The organism is Enterovibrio makurazakiensis (genome assembly GCF_050336585.1).
Classification (GTDB): domain Bacteria; phylum Pseudomonadota; class Gammaproteobacteria; order Enterobacterales; family Vibrionaceae; genus Enterovibrio; species Enterovibrio gelatinilyticus.
In genome coordinates, this window is record NZ_JAKJSE010000014.1 from 140357 (window position 1) to 158855 (window position 18499).

General features: G+C 46.9%; 12 protein-coding genes and 2 rRNA genes. 11 read left to right on the forward strand and 3 right to left on the reverse strand.

Features of this window, described 5'->3' with window-relative positions; translation table 11 throughout:
* Window positions 1–21 precede the first annotated feature (21 nt).
* The 11 genes from L4D06_RS11960 to L4D06_RS12010 all read left to right on the forward strand — a co-directional run bounded on the left by L4D06_RS11960 (window position 22) and on the right by L4D06_RS12010 (window position 17397).
* Entirely contained in the window at window positions 22–1701 is a 1680-nt protein-coding gene (locus L4D06_RS11960) for an ABC transporter substrate-binding protein (RefSeq protein WP_274165019.1), read from the forward strand.
* Window positions 1702–1825: 124 nt separating this feature from the next.
* On the forward strand, window positions 1826–2812 hold the full coding sequence (locus tag L4D06_RS11965; protein WP_274165020.1) for an ABC transporter permease: 987 nt from the start codon (window positions 1826–1828) through the stop codon (window positions 2810–2812).
* 2 nt (window positions 2813–2814) lie between these two features.
* On the forward strand, window positions 2815–3843 hold the full coding sequence (locus L4D06_RS11970) for an ABC transporter permease (RefSeq protein ID WP_274165021.1): 1029 nt from the start codon (window positions 2815–2817) through the stop codon (window positions 3841–3843).
* Window positions 3843–4808 (forward strand): ABC transporter ATP-binding protein, encoded by a 966-nt coding sequence (locus L4D06_RS11975; protein ID WP_274165022.1) that lies wholly within the window; start codon window positions 3843–3845, stop codon window positions 4806–4808. Before L4D06_RS11970 ends, L4D06_RS11975 begins: the two co-directional genes overlap by 1 nt.
* Window positions 4809–4838: 30 nt before the next feature.
* Window positions 4839–5828 carry an ABC transporter ATP-binding protein gene (locus L4D06_RS11980; protein WP_274165023.1) on the forward strand — a complete coding sequence of 330 codons (990 nt, stop codon included), beginning with the start codon at window positions 4839–4841 and terminating at the stop codon, window positions 5826–5828.
* Between the two features lie 30 nt (window positions 5829–5858).
* Complete coding sequence (locus tag L4D06_RS11985) at window positions 5859–7562, forward strand: glycoside hydrolase family 9 protein (RefSeq protein ID WP_274165024.1); 1704 nt, start codon at window positions 5859–5861, stop codon at window positions 7560–7562.
* Window positions 7555–8433 carry a glucosamine kinase nucleotide-binding domain-containing protein gene (locus L4D06_RS11990; protein ID WP_429739607.1) on the forward strand — a complete coding sequence of 293 codons (879 nt, stop codon included), beginning with the start codon at window positions 7555–7557 and terminating at the stop codon, window positions 8431–8433. Before L4D06_RS11985 ends, L4D06_RS11990 begins: the two co-directional genes overlap by 8 nt.
* A 3-nt stretch (window positions 8434–8436) precedes the next feature.
* A complete protein-coding gene (locus L4D06_RS11995) occupies window positions 8437–10353 on the forward strand; it encodes a beta-N-acetylhexosaminidase (protein WP_274165026.1) in 1917 nt (638 codons plus the stop codon).
* Between the two features lie 38 nt (window positions 10354–10391).
* The gene (locus L4D06_RS12000) at window positions 10392–12797 is read left to right on the forward strand and encodes a glycoside hydrolase family 94 protein (RefSeq protein ID WP_274165027.1); all 2406 of its coding nucleotides are present in this window, start codon (window positions 10392–10394) and stop codon (window positions 12795–12797) included.
* Between the two features lie 60 nt (window positions 12798–12857).
* Window positions 12858–14270, forward strand: a complete 1413-nt coding sequence (locus L4D06_RS12005) for a phosphoglucomutase/phosphomannomutase family protein (protein WP_274165028.1) — start codon at window positions 12858–12860, stop codon at window positions 14268–14270.
* 553 nt (window positions 14271–14823) lie between these two features.
* Window positions 14824–17397 (forward strand): beta-N-acetylhexosaminidase, encoded by a 2574-nt coding sequence (locus tag L4D06_RS12010; protein ID WP_429739610.1) that lies wholly within the window; start codon window positions 14824–14826, stop codon window positions 17395–17397.
* Window positions 17398–17542: 145 nt separating this feature from the next.
* Here the strand turns inward: L4D06_RS12010 and L4D06_RS12015 are convergent, their stop codons facing one another.
* The 3 genes from L4D06_RS12015 to L4D06_RS12025 all read right to left on the reverse strand — a co-directional run.
* Window positions 17543–17833 carry an MliC family protein gene (locus L4D06_RS12015; RefSeq protein WP_274165030.1) on the reverse strand — a complete coding sequence of 97 codons (291 nt, stop codon included), beginning with the start codon at window positions 17831–17833 and terminating at the stop codon, window positions 17543–17545.
* Window positions 17834–18096: 263 nt separating this feature from the next.
* A 5S ribosomal RNA gene (rrf, locus tag L4D06_RS12020) occupies window positions 18097–18212 on the reverse strand.
* 119 nt (window positions 18213–18331) lie between these two features.
* Window positions 18332–18499 (reverse strand): 23S ribosomal RNA (locus L4D06_RS12025); the annotation flags it as partial.

Consider the following 18499-nt stretch of genomic DNA (forward strand, 5'->3'; position numbering starts at 1 on the left):
AGCAACTAGTAAGGAACAGCTATGCTTGCCAATCTAAAGAAGAAACATCTAGCAGTTGCCATCGTCGCGGCCGCAGCGTCTGTATTGACAGTACCAACTGTCAGCGCTGCTGACAGAACGGAACTGACTATCGTACCTGACTTCTACCAACAACTTACTCGTAACTTCAACCCGTTCCTACAGAACAACTTGAAGACCACTCTTGATTTCGTGTACGAGCCATTGGTTATCTTTAACCAATTAGACGGTAACACTCCAGTGATGCGTCTAGCGAAGGACTACTCCATTTCGGATGACCTGAAAACGGTTACTTTTGATATCCGTGAAGGTGTTAAGTGGTCTGACGGCACGCCTTTCACTGCTCAAGATGTTGCATTTACTTACAACCTTATCCGTGAAAACGCAGCAATTGACCTTGCAGGTAACGCAGCACTAATCGCTGACGTTGCAGTTAAAGGCAACAGCGTAGCAATCACGTTGAATGAAGCTAACTCTTCAGCTCCTTTCAAACTGGTTCAAACGCCAATCGTTGCTAAACACATCTGGAGCAAGATTGATAAGCCAGAAGCGTTTGCAAACGAAAACCCTGTAGGTACTGGTCCTTTCACTGAAGTTGATACGTTCACTAGCAACTTGTACGTGCAGTGCCAAAACCCTAACTACTGGGATGCAGCAAACCTAGAAATTGACTGTCTACGTATGCCTCTGATCACTAACAATGACGGTCTTCTGTCTAAAATTGTTGCTTCAGAGCTAGATTGGACTTCATCGTTCATTCCTGACATCGACGCTGTTTATGCTTCTGTAAACAAGAACCACAAATACTGGCCTGCGCCAGTAGGTAGTTCAGTAAACCTTTTGGTTAACTTTGAACACCCAGATGCAGCGAAAAACGAAGCTCTGACTAACATCGACTTCCGTCGTGCAATGTCTGCTGCTATCGACCGTCAATCAATCATCGATATCGCGTTCTATGGTGCAGGTAGCCCTAACCATTCAGCGGCTGGTATTGCTGCGCTTTACCAAAGCTGGTCAGATGTTGACACTTTCGCTAACGCTAAAGTTTACAACACTTACAGCGTTGAAAAATCAAAAGCATTGCTGAAAAAAGCTGGCTTTAAAGATACCAACGGCGACGGCTTCGTTGAGACTCCATCAGGTAAGAGCTTTGAGCTAGAAGTTCAAACTCCTTCTGGTTGGACTGACTGGAACAACACAGCACAACTAGCAGCAGAGAACTTGGCTGATGCTGGTATCAAAGTGAAAGCTGTTACTCCAGACTTCTCTGTATACAACGAGCAAATGGCTGGTGGTACTTTTGATGTAGCTCTAACGAACTACTTCACTGGTCCAGATCCACACCAAACTTGGGACACTGGTTTCCACTCACGTTTCATGGGTAAACAAGGTAACCCACGTTTCGCGATGCACCGTTTCCAAAGTGCTGAAGTTGACCAGTTGCTAGAAAGCTTCTACGCAACGGCTGACAAGTCAGAGCAATTGGAAGTTGCACACAAGATTGAAAAGATCCTTTCTGACAATCAAGTGGTAATCCCAGTTCTGTCTGCAGCGTCAATGTACCAGTTCAACGAAACCCGCTTTACTGGTTGGTGGAGTGCGGACAACGCTAAAGGTCGTCCAATGGTTTGGCAAGGTATCCCTGAGCGTCTGCTGCATATCCTTGACCTAGAAACTAAGTAATAACATTCAAAATCTGGCGGTGCGTTCGCACCGCCTCTTTCCAAAGATAGGCTATCAGTACTTTTGACCTCGGAGTTTCTATTTCTTTGGTCACGGCTTTGTCGTGCCACTTAAGGTGTGAGTTATGGGATTTTTTCTTAATAGATTAATGTTTTATTTTGGCGCATTGCTTATCGCAATTACGCTGAACTTTATTTTACCGCGAGCGATGCCTGGCGACCCAGTGACCATGATGTTCGCAAATGCGAGCGTCCAAGTAACACCAGAGCGTATTGCCGCAATGCGCGAACTACTGGGCTTTGTTGACGGTCCAATGTACATACAGTTCCTGACTTATGTGAAAAGTATCTTCACATGGGAACTAGGGATTTCTACCACGTTCTATCCCATGACAGTCAACGAGCTGATCGCCAAATCTCTTGGTTGGACACTCTTTTTGGCAGGTAGTTCTGTTGTTCTTGCTTTCTGTATCGGCTCAGTGCTCGGTATCTTTGCAGCTTGGCGACGTGGCAGCCGATTCGATTCATTCGTATCTCCAGGGTTCATGGCACTCCAAGCAGTCCCCCCTGTAGTTATCGGTATGATGGTTCTGTTTATTTTTGGTATCAGCCTTAAATGGTTCCCAACATCATACGGTATGCCAGAAGGCGCAATTCTAGATTGGACAAGCTGGGATACATACACCGGCATTCTTTACCATGCCGTGCTCCCATTGATTTGTGCAACCGTCGCTCAAATCGGTGGTTTCCTTATCAACATGCGTAACAACATGATCAACTTGCTAAGTGAAGACTACATCACTATGGCAAAAGGCAAAGGCCTCTCAGAAAACCGTGTTGTCTTCAACTACGCAGCTCGCAACGCAATGCTGCCAACCGTTACTGCACTTTCAATGGCGCTAGGTATGGCCGTTGGTGGTCAGCTAGTTGTAGAAATGATTTTCCAGTATCCAGGCCTTGGCACAACGATGCTAAATGCCGTAAACGGACGTGACTACCAAGTTCTTCAAGGGCTATTGATCATCCTGACCCTAGTCATGCTGTTCTTTAACTTCTTGGCTGACATTCTCATTGTTTTGCTTGACCCACGTCTGCGTAAGGGAGGCAAATAATCATGAAAGATATCTTCAAAATTATTCGCGGAAACACGAAAGCACTCTTTGGTGTCATCCTGATTGTGACTTTCATTCTAATGGCACTCTTTGCTCCTGTTCTTTCGAAACATGAACCTCAAAAAAGAACAGGTAACCCGCATGAGTATCCATCAGCGCTTGTGAAAATGGCACAAGCTAGCCCAGATGGCTGGATTGCTGAAAACGTCACTGACAACGCACGTCGTCTTCGTATCTCAAAAGATGCGGACCACGTACTGGGTACTACACGTTTAGGCCGTGATATCTGGGCACAAGTTGCATATGGTGCACGTACTTCTCTAATGGTTGGCTTCACTGCAGGTATTTTCGTCTGTGTCGTTGCAACCATCATGGGTATCTCGGCAGGCTACTTTGGCGGCAGAGTCGACAACATCTTGTCAGGTGCGATGAACGTCATGCTCGTTGTACCACAGCTCCCCGTCATCATGGTTATCGCAGCATTTGTGGGACAGGCAGGCCCACTGACCATCGCCTTGGTCATCGCGTTTACCTCCTGGGCATGGGGCGCCAGGGTAATCCGCTCCCAAACCTTAGCCATTCGTGAAAAAGAATTTGTGAAAGCAGCAGAAGTACTTGGCGAATCCAAGCTACGTATCCTGTTTGTTGAGATTTTACCAAACCTGATTCCACTTGTAGGCGCAAGCTTCATCGGCTCAGTGATGTATGCAATCCTTGCCGAATCCGTACTGTCTTTCATTGGTATGGGTAGTGCTAGTACCGTCAGCTGGGGCAGCATGCTCTACAACGTACGTACTTCATCAGCCATGCAGCTCGGTATTTGGTGGGAAGTATTAGCACCATGTATTGCTCTAACACTACTTTCATTGTCACTGGCTTTGGTTAACTTCGCGGTTGATGAAATTGCCAACCCACAGCTACGTGCACAAAAAGGCATGAAGCGTTGGAAGAAAGTGCAGGAAGACGAAAAGAAAGCCCGCGAACAGGCTGACGTTGTTCCACAAACTGCAGTATTGAGCGGAGAAAAATAATGAGTGATGCACAACTATCAATCCGCAACCTTTGTGTTGACTATATTACCGATGCGGGCGATGTCCGCGCGGTAAACGATGTAAGTTTCGATATTGGTAAAGGCGAAGTATTTGGTCTGGCTGGTGAGTCAGGCTGTGGTAAGTCGACCGTAGCATTCTCTCTGATGCGCCTTCATAAGCCGCCTGCCTATATCAGCGGTGGCCAGGTCTACTTCAACGGCGAAGACATCATGAAATACAGCGACGAGCGCATGAGCCGCTTCCGCTGGAAAGAAGTATCAATGGTGTTCCAGTCTGCAATGAATGCCTTGAACCCTGTTCTTACAATGGAAGAGCAATTTTGTGACGTGATTATGCGCCACACCAACATGACCCGCACTCAAGCAAAAAACCGCGCAGAGGGTCTGCTGGAAATCGTTGATATTCACCCGAGCCGTTTAAGCGATTACCCACACCAATTCTCTGGTGGTATGCGCCAGCGTTTGGTTATAGCAATTGCTTTGGCACTGAACCCTAAAATGATCATCATGGATGAGCCAACAACAGCTCTAGACGTGGTGGTACAGCGCGAGATCCTTCAAAAGATCCACGCACTGAAAGAAGAGTTTGGCTTCTCGATTCTGTTCATCACGCATGACTTATCATTGATGGTCGAGTTCACCGACCGTATCGGCATCATGTATGCCGGTCAGTTGATTGAAGTGGCTCCGTCAAAAGAGATCCTAAAAACGCCATATCATCCATATACCGAGGGTCTGGCTAGCTCCTTCCCTGCACTTACCGGTCCGAAAACTCACCTAAAAGGTATTCCAGGTAATCCATTGAACCTGCTAGAAATACCGCAAGGTTGTCGCTTCCAAGCTCGCTGTAGCAAAGCGACGGACAAGTGTTTCAACGTAGCAAACACTTTGACTCAAATCGAGCCGACCCGTTACACCAACTGCCACCTGTTCACAGGTAAGTAATTCGGCTATTTGCGACTTGTAGGAGTGAGCATGACTAAAGAATTAGGCCAACCAATTGTTGAAGGGAAAAACCTTGTAAAGGATTTCCCGATTAGCAGCAACGCGCTAAACAAGCCTTTGATGCGCGCACTGAATGATGTGTCATTCAAACTGTATAAAAGCCGCGGTCTATCTGTGGTTGGTGAATCCGGTTCCGGTAAATCGACCACAGCAAAAATGATAGCGAAGATGTATGCGCCAACATCAGGAAGCATTGAGTACAAAGGTCGCGACATCAGCACCATTACAAAAAGCCGCGATCTGATGACCTATCGCGAAGGCATCCAGATGGTTTGGCAAGACCCGTTTGGTTCTTTGAACCCAACGCAGAATATCTTTCACCATATTGAACGCCCGCTAAAGATCCACAAAAAAGCGAGCAGCAATCCGAAAGAACTAGAAGAACAAGTGTATGACCTGCTTAATCAAGTTGGTCTAACACCGCCAAAAGAAACGGCACAAAAATACCCTCACCAGCTTTCTGGTGGTCAGCGTCAGCGTGTAAACCTTGCACGTAACCTAGCGGTTGGCGCAGAAGTGGTATTGGCTGACGAACCAACCTCCATGCTCGACGTTTCTATCCGTGCAGGTGTACTTAACCTGATGGAAGAAATGAAGTTCGAGAAAGAGATGGCACTGCTTTACATCACACACGACATCGCCACCGCACGTTACATCGCGGAAGATCTTGCTGTTATGTACGTGGGCCACATGGTTGAGTGGGGCGACTGTGAAGAAATCATTCACCGTCCTCAACACCCTTACACAAGGCTTCTTGTCTCAGCGGTGCCAGATCCATCTAAGTCGATCCACCAGCAACTGGAAGGTAACAAAGGGGAAATCCCACTTTGGACGCCTGACTCCGCTGGCTGTCCGTTTGCAGGTCGATGCCTACATGCGACAGAAAAATGCCGTGAGAAATTGCCAAGCGTTACTAAGCTGGCAGACAACCACTATGTGCGCTGTTATCTGTACGAATAATTTATTCGAGTACACGTTTTAGGAGGTAAAATGCAGCTGTTGACCAACCATATCGGCTATGAGCGCTTAGGCAATAAAGTAGCGCTTATTCTTGCAACGCAGGATGTCATCACGACACATGCCGATATTGTGGATGACCAAACAGGTCAATCCGTGATGCAGCTGCCTGTTTGTGCTTGTGGTTCTGTAGACCAATGGCATACCGGCGACGTTTATCAGTTGGATTTTACCGCTCTGGAACAGAGCGGTGAATTCCACATCAAGGTCGGAGATACTCAATCTCCTGCCTTCACGATCGCGGACGGTATTCTTTTCGATCGTACGTTTTCCGATGTGATCCACTACTTTAAATCCCAGCGTTGTACAGGCACTTTTGATCAATACGATCGTCAAGCTCCTATCTTAGGCTCTGAGCGTCGTGTTGATGTTCGTGGCGGATGGTATGATGCGTCCGGTGACGTCAGTAAATACTTCAGCCACCTTTCATATGGTAACTACCTAAACCCGCAGCAAATTCCCATGGTTGTTTGGAATATGCTGACATCTATCGACACATTGTCTTCCGAAATAATCCCATTTACTCAAACACGATTACATGATGAAGCCTTATTCGGCGCAGATTTTCTTGTTCGCATGCACGATGCCGACGGATATTTTTATCTCACCGTGTTCGACAAATGGAGCAAAGACACAGCACAGCGCGAAATTTGCGCTTATGAAACACAGCTAGGTAACAAAACTTCAGCGTATCAAGCAGGTTTTCGCCAAGGCGCGGGCGTTGCTATCGCATCGCTAGCTGCAGCAGCACGTTTAGGTATTAGTGGTGATTTTGATGTTGCCACCTACCAATCAACAGCAGAGGCAGGTTACCTGCACCTTAAAGAAAACAATGCAGCCTATTTGGATGATGGATGTGAGAACACCATCGATTTCTACTGCGCATTGCTCGCAGCGACTGAGCTATTTAAGCTGACCAAGAACGCAACCTACCTTGAAGAAGCGCGTTATTGGGCTGCTCGCCTATCCGAGCAGCAACAGAGTGATGAGCAAGTTTCCAATTATTGGTCTGCAAATGGTGATGGTTCTCGCCCTTACTTTCATGCTGCAGAAGCCGGATTACCTGCGATCGCGCTAATGCAATATTTGACCATTGAGTCGGATATCGTTCTAAAAGACAAATTTCAACAAGTGCTTGTTAATGCAATTAATTTCGAATTAAGCATTACCAATGAGGTCAACAACCCTTTCGGCTATCCGCGCCAATACATTAAGAACATTGATGCTGATAAGCGAACAAGCTTTTTCATCGCTCAGCGCAATGAAACTGGTTATTGGTGGCAGGGAGAGAATGCCCGTTTAGGCTCTCTTGCGACCATGGCATATATGGCGACTAACGTGGTCTCTGATACCGAACTAAAAAAACAACTACGTCAGTATGGTCAGCAAGCACTTAACTGGATTTTGGGTCTCAACCCATACGATATGTGCATGCTTGATGGCCACGGCCGAAACAACCCTGACTATTTGCCTCACCTTGGCTTCATCAACGCAAAAGGCGGCGTTTGTAATGGCATTACTGCAGGCTTCGAGAATGAGCGAGATATCGCGTTCAATCCTCAAGGCCAAAAGGATGACATGCTACAAAACTGGCGTTGGGGAGAACAGTGGATCCCACATGCCGCTTGGTACCTACTCGCCATCGCTATGCAAAAGAAGGACCTCGTTGATGCCTAAGTATTTCTGTGGTGTCGATGGGGGTGGTACTTCTTGTCGTGCCCGCATCGTCGATGAAAATGGTCAACTTCTGGGTGAGGCCAAAACAGGTTCTGCCAACATCCTTTTGGGTATTGAACTTGCTATGGAAAACATCCAAGCCGCGATAGCTTTGGCTGCTGAACAAGCTGGCATTGCTGATTTATCAACCCTATCAGTTGGGATGGCGTTGGCGGCTGCAGAGCAAAAGTCTGCATGGCTGGCCTTTATGGCGCTCCCTCATCCTTATCAGCACGTGACCCTGAACACTGACGGTTACGGGGCTTGTATGGGTGCGTTTAGCGGTGAAAACGGTGCCATTGTCATTGCTGGTACAGGCTCGGTGGGAATCTATATTGAAAACGGTCAACAGCATGTTCTGGGTGGCCGCGAGTTTCCTATTTCCGATCAAGGTGGTGGTGCCGTCATGGGTCTTCGCCTTATTCAACAAACATTGCTTGCGCATGATGGGCTGCGACCAACGTCTGCTTTGTCTCAGCATGTGCTCGCTCACTTTGACCACAATCTCGATGCCATTGTTAGCTGGTCTAAGACAGCTAAACCGCGTGACTACGGACAGTTCTGCCCTACCATTTTCGAAATGGCAATGCAGCGAGATGAACTTGCCATGGAGTTACTGCAAGGCTCTGCCGACGATGTTGAACGCTTGATTCTCGGTCTAAACCGAAAAGGCGCCTCACAAGTCGCACTCATGGGCAGCATCGGTGAACGTATCGTTCCCTGGTTAACACCTGCTACCCAAGCTTTGTTGGTTCAACCCAAGGCGGATGCCATGACCGGAGCCATTTTGATGGCCTACGGCGACCACAATCTTTATCCGTTTCCGAGGTAAGCCATGAACTTTCGCTTAGATCTCAATGTTATCGACGTTCAGCCAAACGAGAGCCGCTTTGCTCTCGTACTGCACAATTTGTCTGAATATAACATTGAAAATTGGCAACTCACTTTTAGTGTCAGCCGATACGTCATTCCTACGAGTGTCTCTCATGGCACATTGAAGCAGGTGGGTAGCCTATGCGTCTTTGAAACGGGCGCTCCACTTAATGCGAATGACCATTTGTATCTCGAGTTCAGCCACACCACTAAACCTTTTACTATGCACGATGAAGGGATTGGCGACGCGTGTTTGATGATCACCACAGATCAAGGCATCACAGCAACACCGGTGGAAACAACACTCATCAACTTAGGGGTGCAATCGCCAGAACGCACGCCGCTAACACTGCCAGAGCCAAAAGCGATCAACTTGATCCCCCAGCCAAAAGCATTAGTCGTGACGCAGGGACAATTCGCGCTTACCGACGAGTGTGCTGTTGTTAGTGACAGTGATGCCAGCCAGCTCGCCGCAACATGGCTAGCTCAAGAGCTCTCTGCTCATTTACGCAGTGATGTTACCGTGAAAAAGAACGGGGAAATTCGTCTTAAACAGGACACAAAGCTAGCACCCTCCCACTACAGAGTAAGTGTGAAGCCACAAGGTATCACTATCAGTGCATCGGATGAGTGTGGTTTTTCACATGGTGTCGCAACAGTACTGCAATTGATTCCAACCCAAGTGTCCCATCGCCACCACGCGGCCTATACCTTGCCGTGTGTTGAGATTGAAGATCACCCACGTTTTGGCTATCGCAGCATGATGTTGGATTGTGCTCGCCACTTCCACCCAGTGCGCCGAGTCAAAGATCTCATCAATCAATTGGCTCGTTACAAGTTTAACCACTTCCATTGGCACTTGACCGATGACGAAGGCTGGCGTATCCAAATTGATGCATTTCCTGAGCTTACGGAGATCGGTGCTTGGCGTGGACCTTTTGAAACATTGGAACCGCAATACACATCGCTGTCAAAAATCCATGGTGGGTTCTACACCAAAGATGAAATCCGAGACGTTGTAGCGTATGCCGCTCAGCGTGGCATCACAGTGATCCCTGAAATCGATATTCCAGGTCACTGCCGTGCTGCCATCAAATCGCTACCTCATATGTTGGTAGAAGATGCAGATGCTTCAGCTTATCGCAGTATTCAAAACTACACAGATAACGTATTGAACCCTGGGCTAAAAGGGACTTACACCTTCCTAGAAACCGTATTAGCGGAAGTTTGCGAGCTATTCCCTGGCCCATTTGTTCATATCGGTGCCGATGAAGTTCCCGAAAATGTCTGGACGGACAGTCCTTCATGCCAAGCATTGATGAAAGCATGTGGCTACACCGATACCAAAGAACTGCAAGGCCACATATTGCGCCATGCCGAAAACTTCTTAAGCACCAAAGGGAAACAAATGTTTGGTTGGGAAGAAGCGGTATTTGGCGACAAGGTCAGCAAGGACACCGTCATCTTCTCTTGGGTTAGTGAACAGTCAGGCATTGAATGTATTCGCAATGGCTACAACGTCGTTCTACAACCAGGACAAGAAACGTATCTCGATATGGCTCAAGACTTTTCTACGGATGAACCGGGAACAGATTGGGCGTGCAAAGTACCACTTGAAAAAGCCTATCACTACGAACCCTTTGCAAACTCAGACGTCACTCCCAGTGAGTTTGAAAAAATCAAAGGCATTCAATGCGCACTTTGGTGCGAAGTGACCAACACCCAAAGCCGCTTTGAGTACATGATCTTCCCTCGCCTTCTAGCGATTGCAGAGGTGTGCTGGAGCGCCAAGGAACAAAGAGATTGGGCAGACTTTCAAGCCCGTCTTAGCGGACAACTGCAATACCTAGATCGTCTAGGTATCAACTATCGTCGGTAATAACTTTAATTTTTTGAGATTTGTAGAGGAAACATTCCATGAAATACGGCTATTTTGATAATGATAACCGAGAATATGTCATTACCCGCCCTGACGTACCGGCGCCATGGACGAACTACTTAGGTACAGAAAAATTCTGTACCGTGATTTCACATAACGCAGGTGGCTATTCGTTCTACAACAGTCCTGAATACAATCGTGTCACTAAATTCCGTCCAAACGGCACATTTGACCGTCCTGGACACTACGTATATCTGCGTGACGATGAAACAGGTGATTACTGGTCAATCTCTTGGCAACCTGTGGCAAAAAGCCTTGAAGAAGCGTCGTACGAAGTTCGTCATGGCCTGTCTTACTCTAAGTTCAAGTGTGAGTACAATGGCATCACTGCTGAGAAAACACTGTTTGTACCAAAAGGTGAAGACGCCCAAGTTTGGGATGTGAAGCTAAAGAACGATGGCGACAAACCTCGCACCATCAGTGCATTCTCGTTCGTTGAGTTCTCTTTCAGCCATATTCAGTCTGATAATCAGAACCACCAAATGAGCCTCTACTCAGCGGGCACATCATACAATGATGGCGTTCTTGAGTACGACTTGTACTACAACACCAATGATTACGAAGGTTTCTATTACATGGCATCAAGCTTCGATCCTGATAGCTTTGATGGTCAACGCGACAGCTTCCTTGGTATGTACCGCGATGAAGCAAACCCAATTGCTGTTGAAAAGGGTCGCTGTTCTAACCATGTTCAAACTTGCTACAACCATTGTGGTTCTTTGCACAAACAGTTCGTTATCCAACCAGGTGAAGAAGTTCGCTTTGTATTCATTCTAGGTATCGGTAAAGGTGAAGGTCAGCGCCTACGTACTAAGTACCAAGACTTCGCCAACGTTGATGCAGCATTTGCAGACATCAAAGGTCACTGGGAATCGCGTTGTAACAAGTTCCAAGTGAAGTCACCAAATGAAGGCCTAGACACCATGATCAATGCTTGGACTCTTTACCAAGCTGAAACGTGTGTGGTTTGGTCACGTTTTGCCTCTTTCATTGAAGTGGGTGGTCGTACTGGTCTTGGCTACCGTGACACGGCACAAGATGCGATTTCTGTTCCACACTCAAACCCTGAAATGACACGTAAACGTCTTGTCGACCTGCTGCGCGGTCAAGTGAAAGCGGGTTACGGTCTACACCTATTCGATCCAGATTGGTTTGATCCAGCTAAAGCTGACGTTAAACCGTCTAAATCGCCAACCGTTGTTCCAACGCCAAGTGATGAAGACAAAATCCACGGTATCGATGACACTTGTTCAGATGATCACCTATGGATCGTGCCGACCATCATCAAGTATGTGACCGAAACGGGTGAAGAAAGCTTCCTCGATGAAGTGATCCCATATGCTGACGGCGGCAACGCTACCGTTTACGAGCACATGAAAGCAGCATTGAACTTCTCGGCAGAATACGTAGGTCAAACCGGTATCTGTAAAGGTCTACGCGCAGACTGGAATGACTGTCTAAACCTAGGTGGCGGTGAGTCATCAATGGTTTCATTCCTGCACTTCTGGGCACTGCAAGAATTCATTACTCTAGCGAAGCACAAAGGCCAAGATGCAGATGTTCAGGCATACACTGAAATGGCAGCGAACGTACGCGAAGCATGTGAGAAACACCTTTGGGATGACGAAGGTGGCTGGTACATCCGTGGTCTAACCAAAGACGGCGACAAGATCGGTACAGCTCAACAAACTGAAGGTCGTATTCACCTTGAGTCGAACACACTGGCTGTTCTTTCTGGTATGGCATCGCAAGATCGTGGCGAGAAAGCCATGGATGCAGTTGATGAAAACTTGTTCTCTGAATACGGATTGCACCTAAACTCGCCGTCGTTCTCAACACCAAACGATGACATCGGTTTCGTTACCCGCGTTTACCAAGGCGTGAAAGAAAACGGCGCAATCTTCTCGCATCCAAACCCATGGGCTTGGGTTGCCGAAGCGAAACTAGGTCGCGGTGACCGTGCAATGAAGTTCTATGATGCACTAAACCCGTACAATCAAAACGACATGATCGAAAAGCGTGTCGCTGAACCCTATTCATACGTTCAGTTCATCATGGGTCGTGACCACGAAAACCATGGTCGTGCAAACCACCCTTGGCTAACAGGTACATCAGGTTGGGCTTACTTCGCAGTAACCAACTTCATTCTAGGCGTACAAGTGGGCTTCGATGGCCTGACTGTTAACCCATGTATTCCTACTGAATGGCCAGGATTTGAAGTGAACCGCGAATGGCGTGGTGCGACTTACCAAATCAAGGTAGAAAACCCGAATAGCGTAAGCAAAGGCGTGAAAACTATCACCTTGAACGGTGAAGTCATCACTGGTGCGATTCCAGCGCAAGCTGAAGGCTCAGTGAACGTTGTTAACGTTGTAATGGGTTAATAAAAAAAGGGAGGGCACTTTGCCCTCCCTTTTTATTGCTGTTTAGAAAGGAGCTCTACCATGATTCAATTCGGTACTGGCGGATGGCGAGCCTTCATTGGTGAAGAGTTCACCAAAGACAACGTACGCTTAGTGGCACAATCTCTTGCCAATATAATGATCAACGAAAACGCTTGTGAGCCAGGCTTTGTGATTGGTTACGACCGTCGTTTTCTATCAGATAAAGCAGCTGCATGGTTTGCAGAAGTGCTAGCTGCAAATGGCATCACCGTCAGCTTCATCGACAAATACGTGCCAACGCCTATCGTCATGTTCAAAGCGAAGCAGATGGAAACGCATTACTCTGCGTGTATCACTGCCTCCCACAACCCAGCGGATTACAACGGCATTAAAGTCTTTATCCAAGGCGGTCGTGACGCAGATGAGATCATTACTGCAAAAATCGAAGAGCAAGTCAGCAAGCTAAAAGCGACTGATGTGAAATCGATAGATTTCGAAGACGCGCAAAATCAAGGGCTGGTTAAAATCATCAACCCTATGAACGAATTCGTAGATTCGATCATTGATTTCATTGATATGGAAGCGATTAAAGCAGCGAATCTTCGCGTACTGATCGACCCAATGTTCGGTGTTGCAAAAAACGCTCTGCAAACTGTGTTGATTTCTGGCCGTTGCGATGTTGACGTGATCAACGATGGCGAAAACCCAGGGTTTGGTGGCACCATGCCTTCACCAAATGCTGCAACACTTTACCGCTTGAAGCACATGGTTGCTGACGAAGGCTATGACATCGGTATCGGTACTGATGGTGATGCTGACCGTCTGGGCATCATTGATGAAAAAGGCAACTTCATTCATCCGAACGAAGTATTGCTGCTTCTCTATTACTACATGTTGGAATACAAGGGCTTAAAAGGCTCTGTTGTTCGTAACATCGCTACTACACACCTGCTTGATAAAGTTGCTGCCGATCATGATGAGGATAGCTTTGAAGTTCCTGTTGGCTTCAAACACATCAGTTCTCAGATGGAAGCAGATGACTCTCTAATCGGCGGTGAAAGCTCTGGTGGTCTAACTATCCGCGGTCATATCAAAGGCAAAGATGGCGTATTCGCGTCAAGCCTATTGGTTGAGATGATCAGCGTCACTGGCAAGAAATTGTCTGAAATGCTTGATGAGATCTACGGTAAATATGGCTATGCCTATACCGCCGAGGGTGATTGCACGTTCAAGGCATCTCAACGCGATAGCCTTTACAACCGAATCTATGTCGACAAAGAGTTACCAGAGTTTGCTTATGAAATAGAAAAAGTAAGCTACGCTGATGGCTTAAAAGTCTACTTTAAAAACGGTGGCTGGGCGCTAGCTCGATTCTCAGGCACTGAACCACTCCTGCGTATCTTCGTAGAGTGGGAAGACAAAGAAACCGCAGAAGCGTTAGTTAGACAGATCAAAGATTTTCTATACGTATAACCCATCACATCGAACAGTTGAATCCATGAGAGTGGATTAGATGACAGTTCAGCCATTTGGGCATTACTGTTCAAAAAGGGTAGCGTTGCTACCCTTTTTTCATTGACCGCTACTGACAAATACTTGTTTAGGCTAGAAGCACTTTCGTTATCTGTTCTCGGCCAGCTACCTCTTCATTGAATTGACGACAAAATTCGAACTGTTTGTCATCAGATTCCGCATGAGAACCAGAACGGCGATACGTATCTACAATCAAGCAAAAAGCATTAAATCCACCGTGGTCACCAGCCTAATTATTCAGGCATCCATTCAGTTTTGTTTATTAATTTTTCACTGCGATTTGTAAGCCTAATCCATCCTACACATCAAAACCAACGCACCCAATAACGATAGATACCTCGAAGTTATCGCCTTAACAACACTACGATTTCACAAGCCCACAAGATTTGCATCCCATTAACTAAGCTCGATATTTCAATGCGTAACTTATCAGCAGCCTCAGATCCTACGCTTCAAGTGATTTATTTTGAAGAGTGAATTTAAGGAGCTACAGATGTTAAAACGCGTTTTACTCGCCACAGCCATTTCAGGTGCATTGGCGTCACCAAGCTATGCTATTTCCTCCCAAGCGTTATCACAGTTGGGTGACGGAATCGATCTGACGTACGCAGTTTTAGACAACCAACAAAATGAATGGCGAACGTTTAAAGGCGAAATCACGCTTCAAAATGGTAGTTCAACGGCATTACCTGCCACTGGGTGGGCTATCTACTTCAGTCATATTCGCATGATGCAGCCACTAACAAACAGCGGCCTGACTGTCTCTCACGTGAATGGAGATATCTTCAAAATTGAACCTACTGATAGCTTTAACGCACTGGAGCCAGGCAAGACACTGACCATTGAGTTCGAATCAGAGTTCTGGCAAATCGCTAAAACAGACATCATGCCTAACTGGTACCTAGTGTCTGACAGAGGTGAGACTGCATTGATTGCGAGCACTAGCAATAACATCGATGGAAAAGTGCCGACAAAACCCGGAGAAGAACTCCCGTTCGTGGCAGATTTTGACAGCGAGCTAAAATGGAAACGTTATGGCGGTAGTATTACAGATTTTTATGACCCGTTTACTGCAGCTGATCGCTATGCCAGAAACAGCGACTTAAGCGAATTAGCAAACGCGAAGGGGGTTATTCCTACGCCAGCCTCTATTGTCTTGGGTGACAGCGACATTGCCATTGATTCATCTTGGGTTGTGGTTTTTGACAATGGTTACCAAAGTCAGGCCGAGTTTATCGCCAACCAATTTGGGCTAACTGCCGTTCCTTGGGCGCCTAACCAATCTAAAGTCATTCATATAGGTTGGGGACAGGTCAGCATTGATGGTCAACCAAAGTGGGACGAAGCATACAGCCTGACTGTATCGCCTTCGGCAGAAAGAGTAGACATTAATGCCGCTGACCCAGCCGGTGCTTTGTATGCTGCGCAATCGCTTCTTCAGCTAACCGACGGCAATGTCATTCCTGAGGTTAACATCTCGGATGCACCACGTTTTGCGTATCGTGGGCTTTCGATAGATGCAGCAAGAAACTTCAGAACGAAAGACTCTATCCTTGAGTTGCTTGACCAAATGGCTACCGTCAAACTCAACAAACTGCACCTTCGCTTAAGTGACGATGAAGCATGGCGTATCGAAATTCCGGCCTTGCCAGAATTGGCGGATATTGGCTCTCAGCGTTGTCATGATCTAAGCGAAACAACATGTGTATTACCATTCCTCGGTGCGGGTCCTGACGGCACTACTGAGTCAAACGGCTACTACACCCAAGCTGACTACAAAGAGATTCTTGAAGCTGCAAATGCCCTGAACATTGAAGTGATCCCTGAAGTGGACATGCCCGGTCATGCACATGCCGCTATTAAAGCCATGGAAGCGCGATATGAAAAGCTCGCAGCACAAGGCGATATGGTTGCAGCCAACGAATACCTGTTGAGCGATCCAGATGACACGACAGAATACCTGTCAGTGCAAATGTTCACGGACAATGCAATGAACGTTTGTATGGATTCAACCTACAACTTTGTTGATACCGTCGTAAGCTCTCTGGTTCAACTACACCAAGACATTCAGCCACTAAAAACATTTCATTTCGGTGGTGATGAAATTGCAGGTGCATGGACAGACTCGCCGATTTGTAAGGCTTTCCTAGCAAACAATAGCGCCGGTATTAAAACGGTCGATGAACTCAGCCAGTACTTCGTTGAGCGAATCTCTGTCATCACCGCCAATCACAACCTTGACCTCGGTGGCTGGGAAGACGGCCTGATGCATAACAACGTCGTTTACCCACGTGGCGAAGTTGCCAATACAAAAGTCAGCGGCAACGCGTGGCAAAATATTTGGGAATGGGGCGTAGCTGATCGAGCCTATAACCTTGCGAACAATGGCTATGGCGTCATTTACAACCAAGCTACGCATTTCTACTTTGACCACCCTTACGAGCCCGATCCAGAAGAGCGTGGCTACTACTGGGCTCCCCGCTTTACCGATACACGTAAGTCATTTGGCTTCATGCCTGATGACCTGTACGCCAATGCAGACTTTACCCGTGCAGGAGCGCCAATCACCAAAGAAGAAGTGTTAAATGCCGCGGGTGTAAAAACGCTAGAACGTCCTGAAAACGTACTTGGCCTTCAAGGCTCGGTATGGACTGAAACCATTCGAACGGAAGCACAATTTGAAGGAATGACATTCCCACGAGCTATTGCGTTGGCTGAGCGTGCTTGGCACACCGCATCTTGGGAAGCGCATGATACAGGAGATAAGGTAGTTGATGACGCAGCCCGAACATCAGACTATAACAAGTTTGCTAACTTAGTTGCTCAAAACGTCATGCCTAACCTTGAAGCCAATGGCATTGCTTTTAACCTGCCAGTTCCTGGCGGGATCATTGAAGCTGGCGTACTGAAAGCAAACAGTGCCTTCCCTGGCCTTGCGATCGAATACTCTGTAGACAATGGTCAAAGCTGGCATGCTTATGACGCTGCGCAAGCACCTTCAACCTCAAATGCGCTTATCCGCACCGTATCCGGTGAAAGATCTAGCCGAGCATCGATGGTCAAATAGGCAACAATCGAGCTTATAAAGCCCTAGTCATATGATTAGGGCTTTAAACCAAAATAAAACTAGGCATACATTCTAAATGTTTAATATTTCGCGGTGATCACTCCCGCTCACCGCCCCAAAATACTATTTGGGCTAATGAAAATACTCATTTAACCAATACGCACTCTCGTAACGTACTGTCACCCCACACCAACATAGCTTCATCAGCTTTGGTATAAAGCCCAAACAGCTTATCTTCAGACTCCCATTGTGCACCGGATGCAGATCGAATCCGCGGAAGAAATAACTCTTCGTCATTAAAACGCACAACTGCCGAATCTGACGTCACCATTGCATCAAAGGTTTGCTCTCCTTCACATGCATACTGATGTGGTAGTGATGAACTGCAAGCAGTTACGAAAAGCGAAACTAGCAAGATACTAAACAGTTTCTTCATGTAACCCCCTCAAGAATAATTTCATCAATATCATTTCACGCTACTCAATAGTAGACTGTCTGAATGATCACAGTGCAAGCAACTTTACGAAGTACAGTAGTAATAATAATTAGTGGCATTGACCTTGCGAATACATGATATTCAAACCATTCATTTATGGTGATCTATTTTCACGCAAACGCAAAAAAGCCCTGACCGTAAGGTCAGGGCTTTTCTAACTTTTTGCCTTCATCTTTTCTTAAAAAGACGAAAACGAATTTGAAGCCTGGCGATGTCCTACTCTCACATGGGGAGACCCCACACTACCATCGGCGCTGTTACGTTTCACTACTGAGTTCGGCATGGAGTCAGGTGGGTCCATAACGCTATGGTCGCCAAGCAAATTTTGTTGTGTTTCCCGCTCATCGCGAAAAACTAAATCTGGGAAAATGTCTGACTAGCTTCTCTTACACATTCAATGTTCTTACTTTGAGTCCGCTAAAACCCCTTGGGTGTTGTATGGTTAAGCCTCACGGGCAATTAGTATCAGTTAGCTCAACGCCTCGCAGCGCTTACACACCTGACCTATCTACGTCGTAGTCTTCAACAACCCTTTAGAGACCTTAAAGGTCTAGGGATGACTCATCTTGAGGCTCGCTTCGCGCTTAGATGCTTTCAGCGCTTATC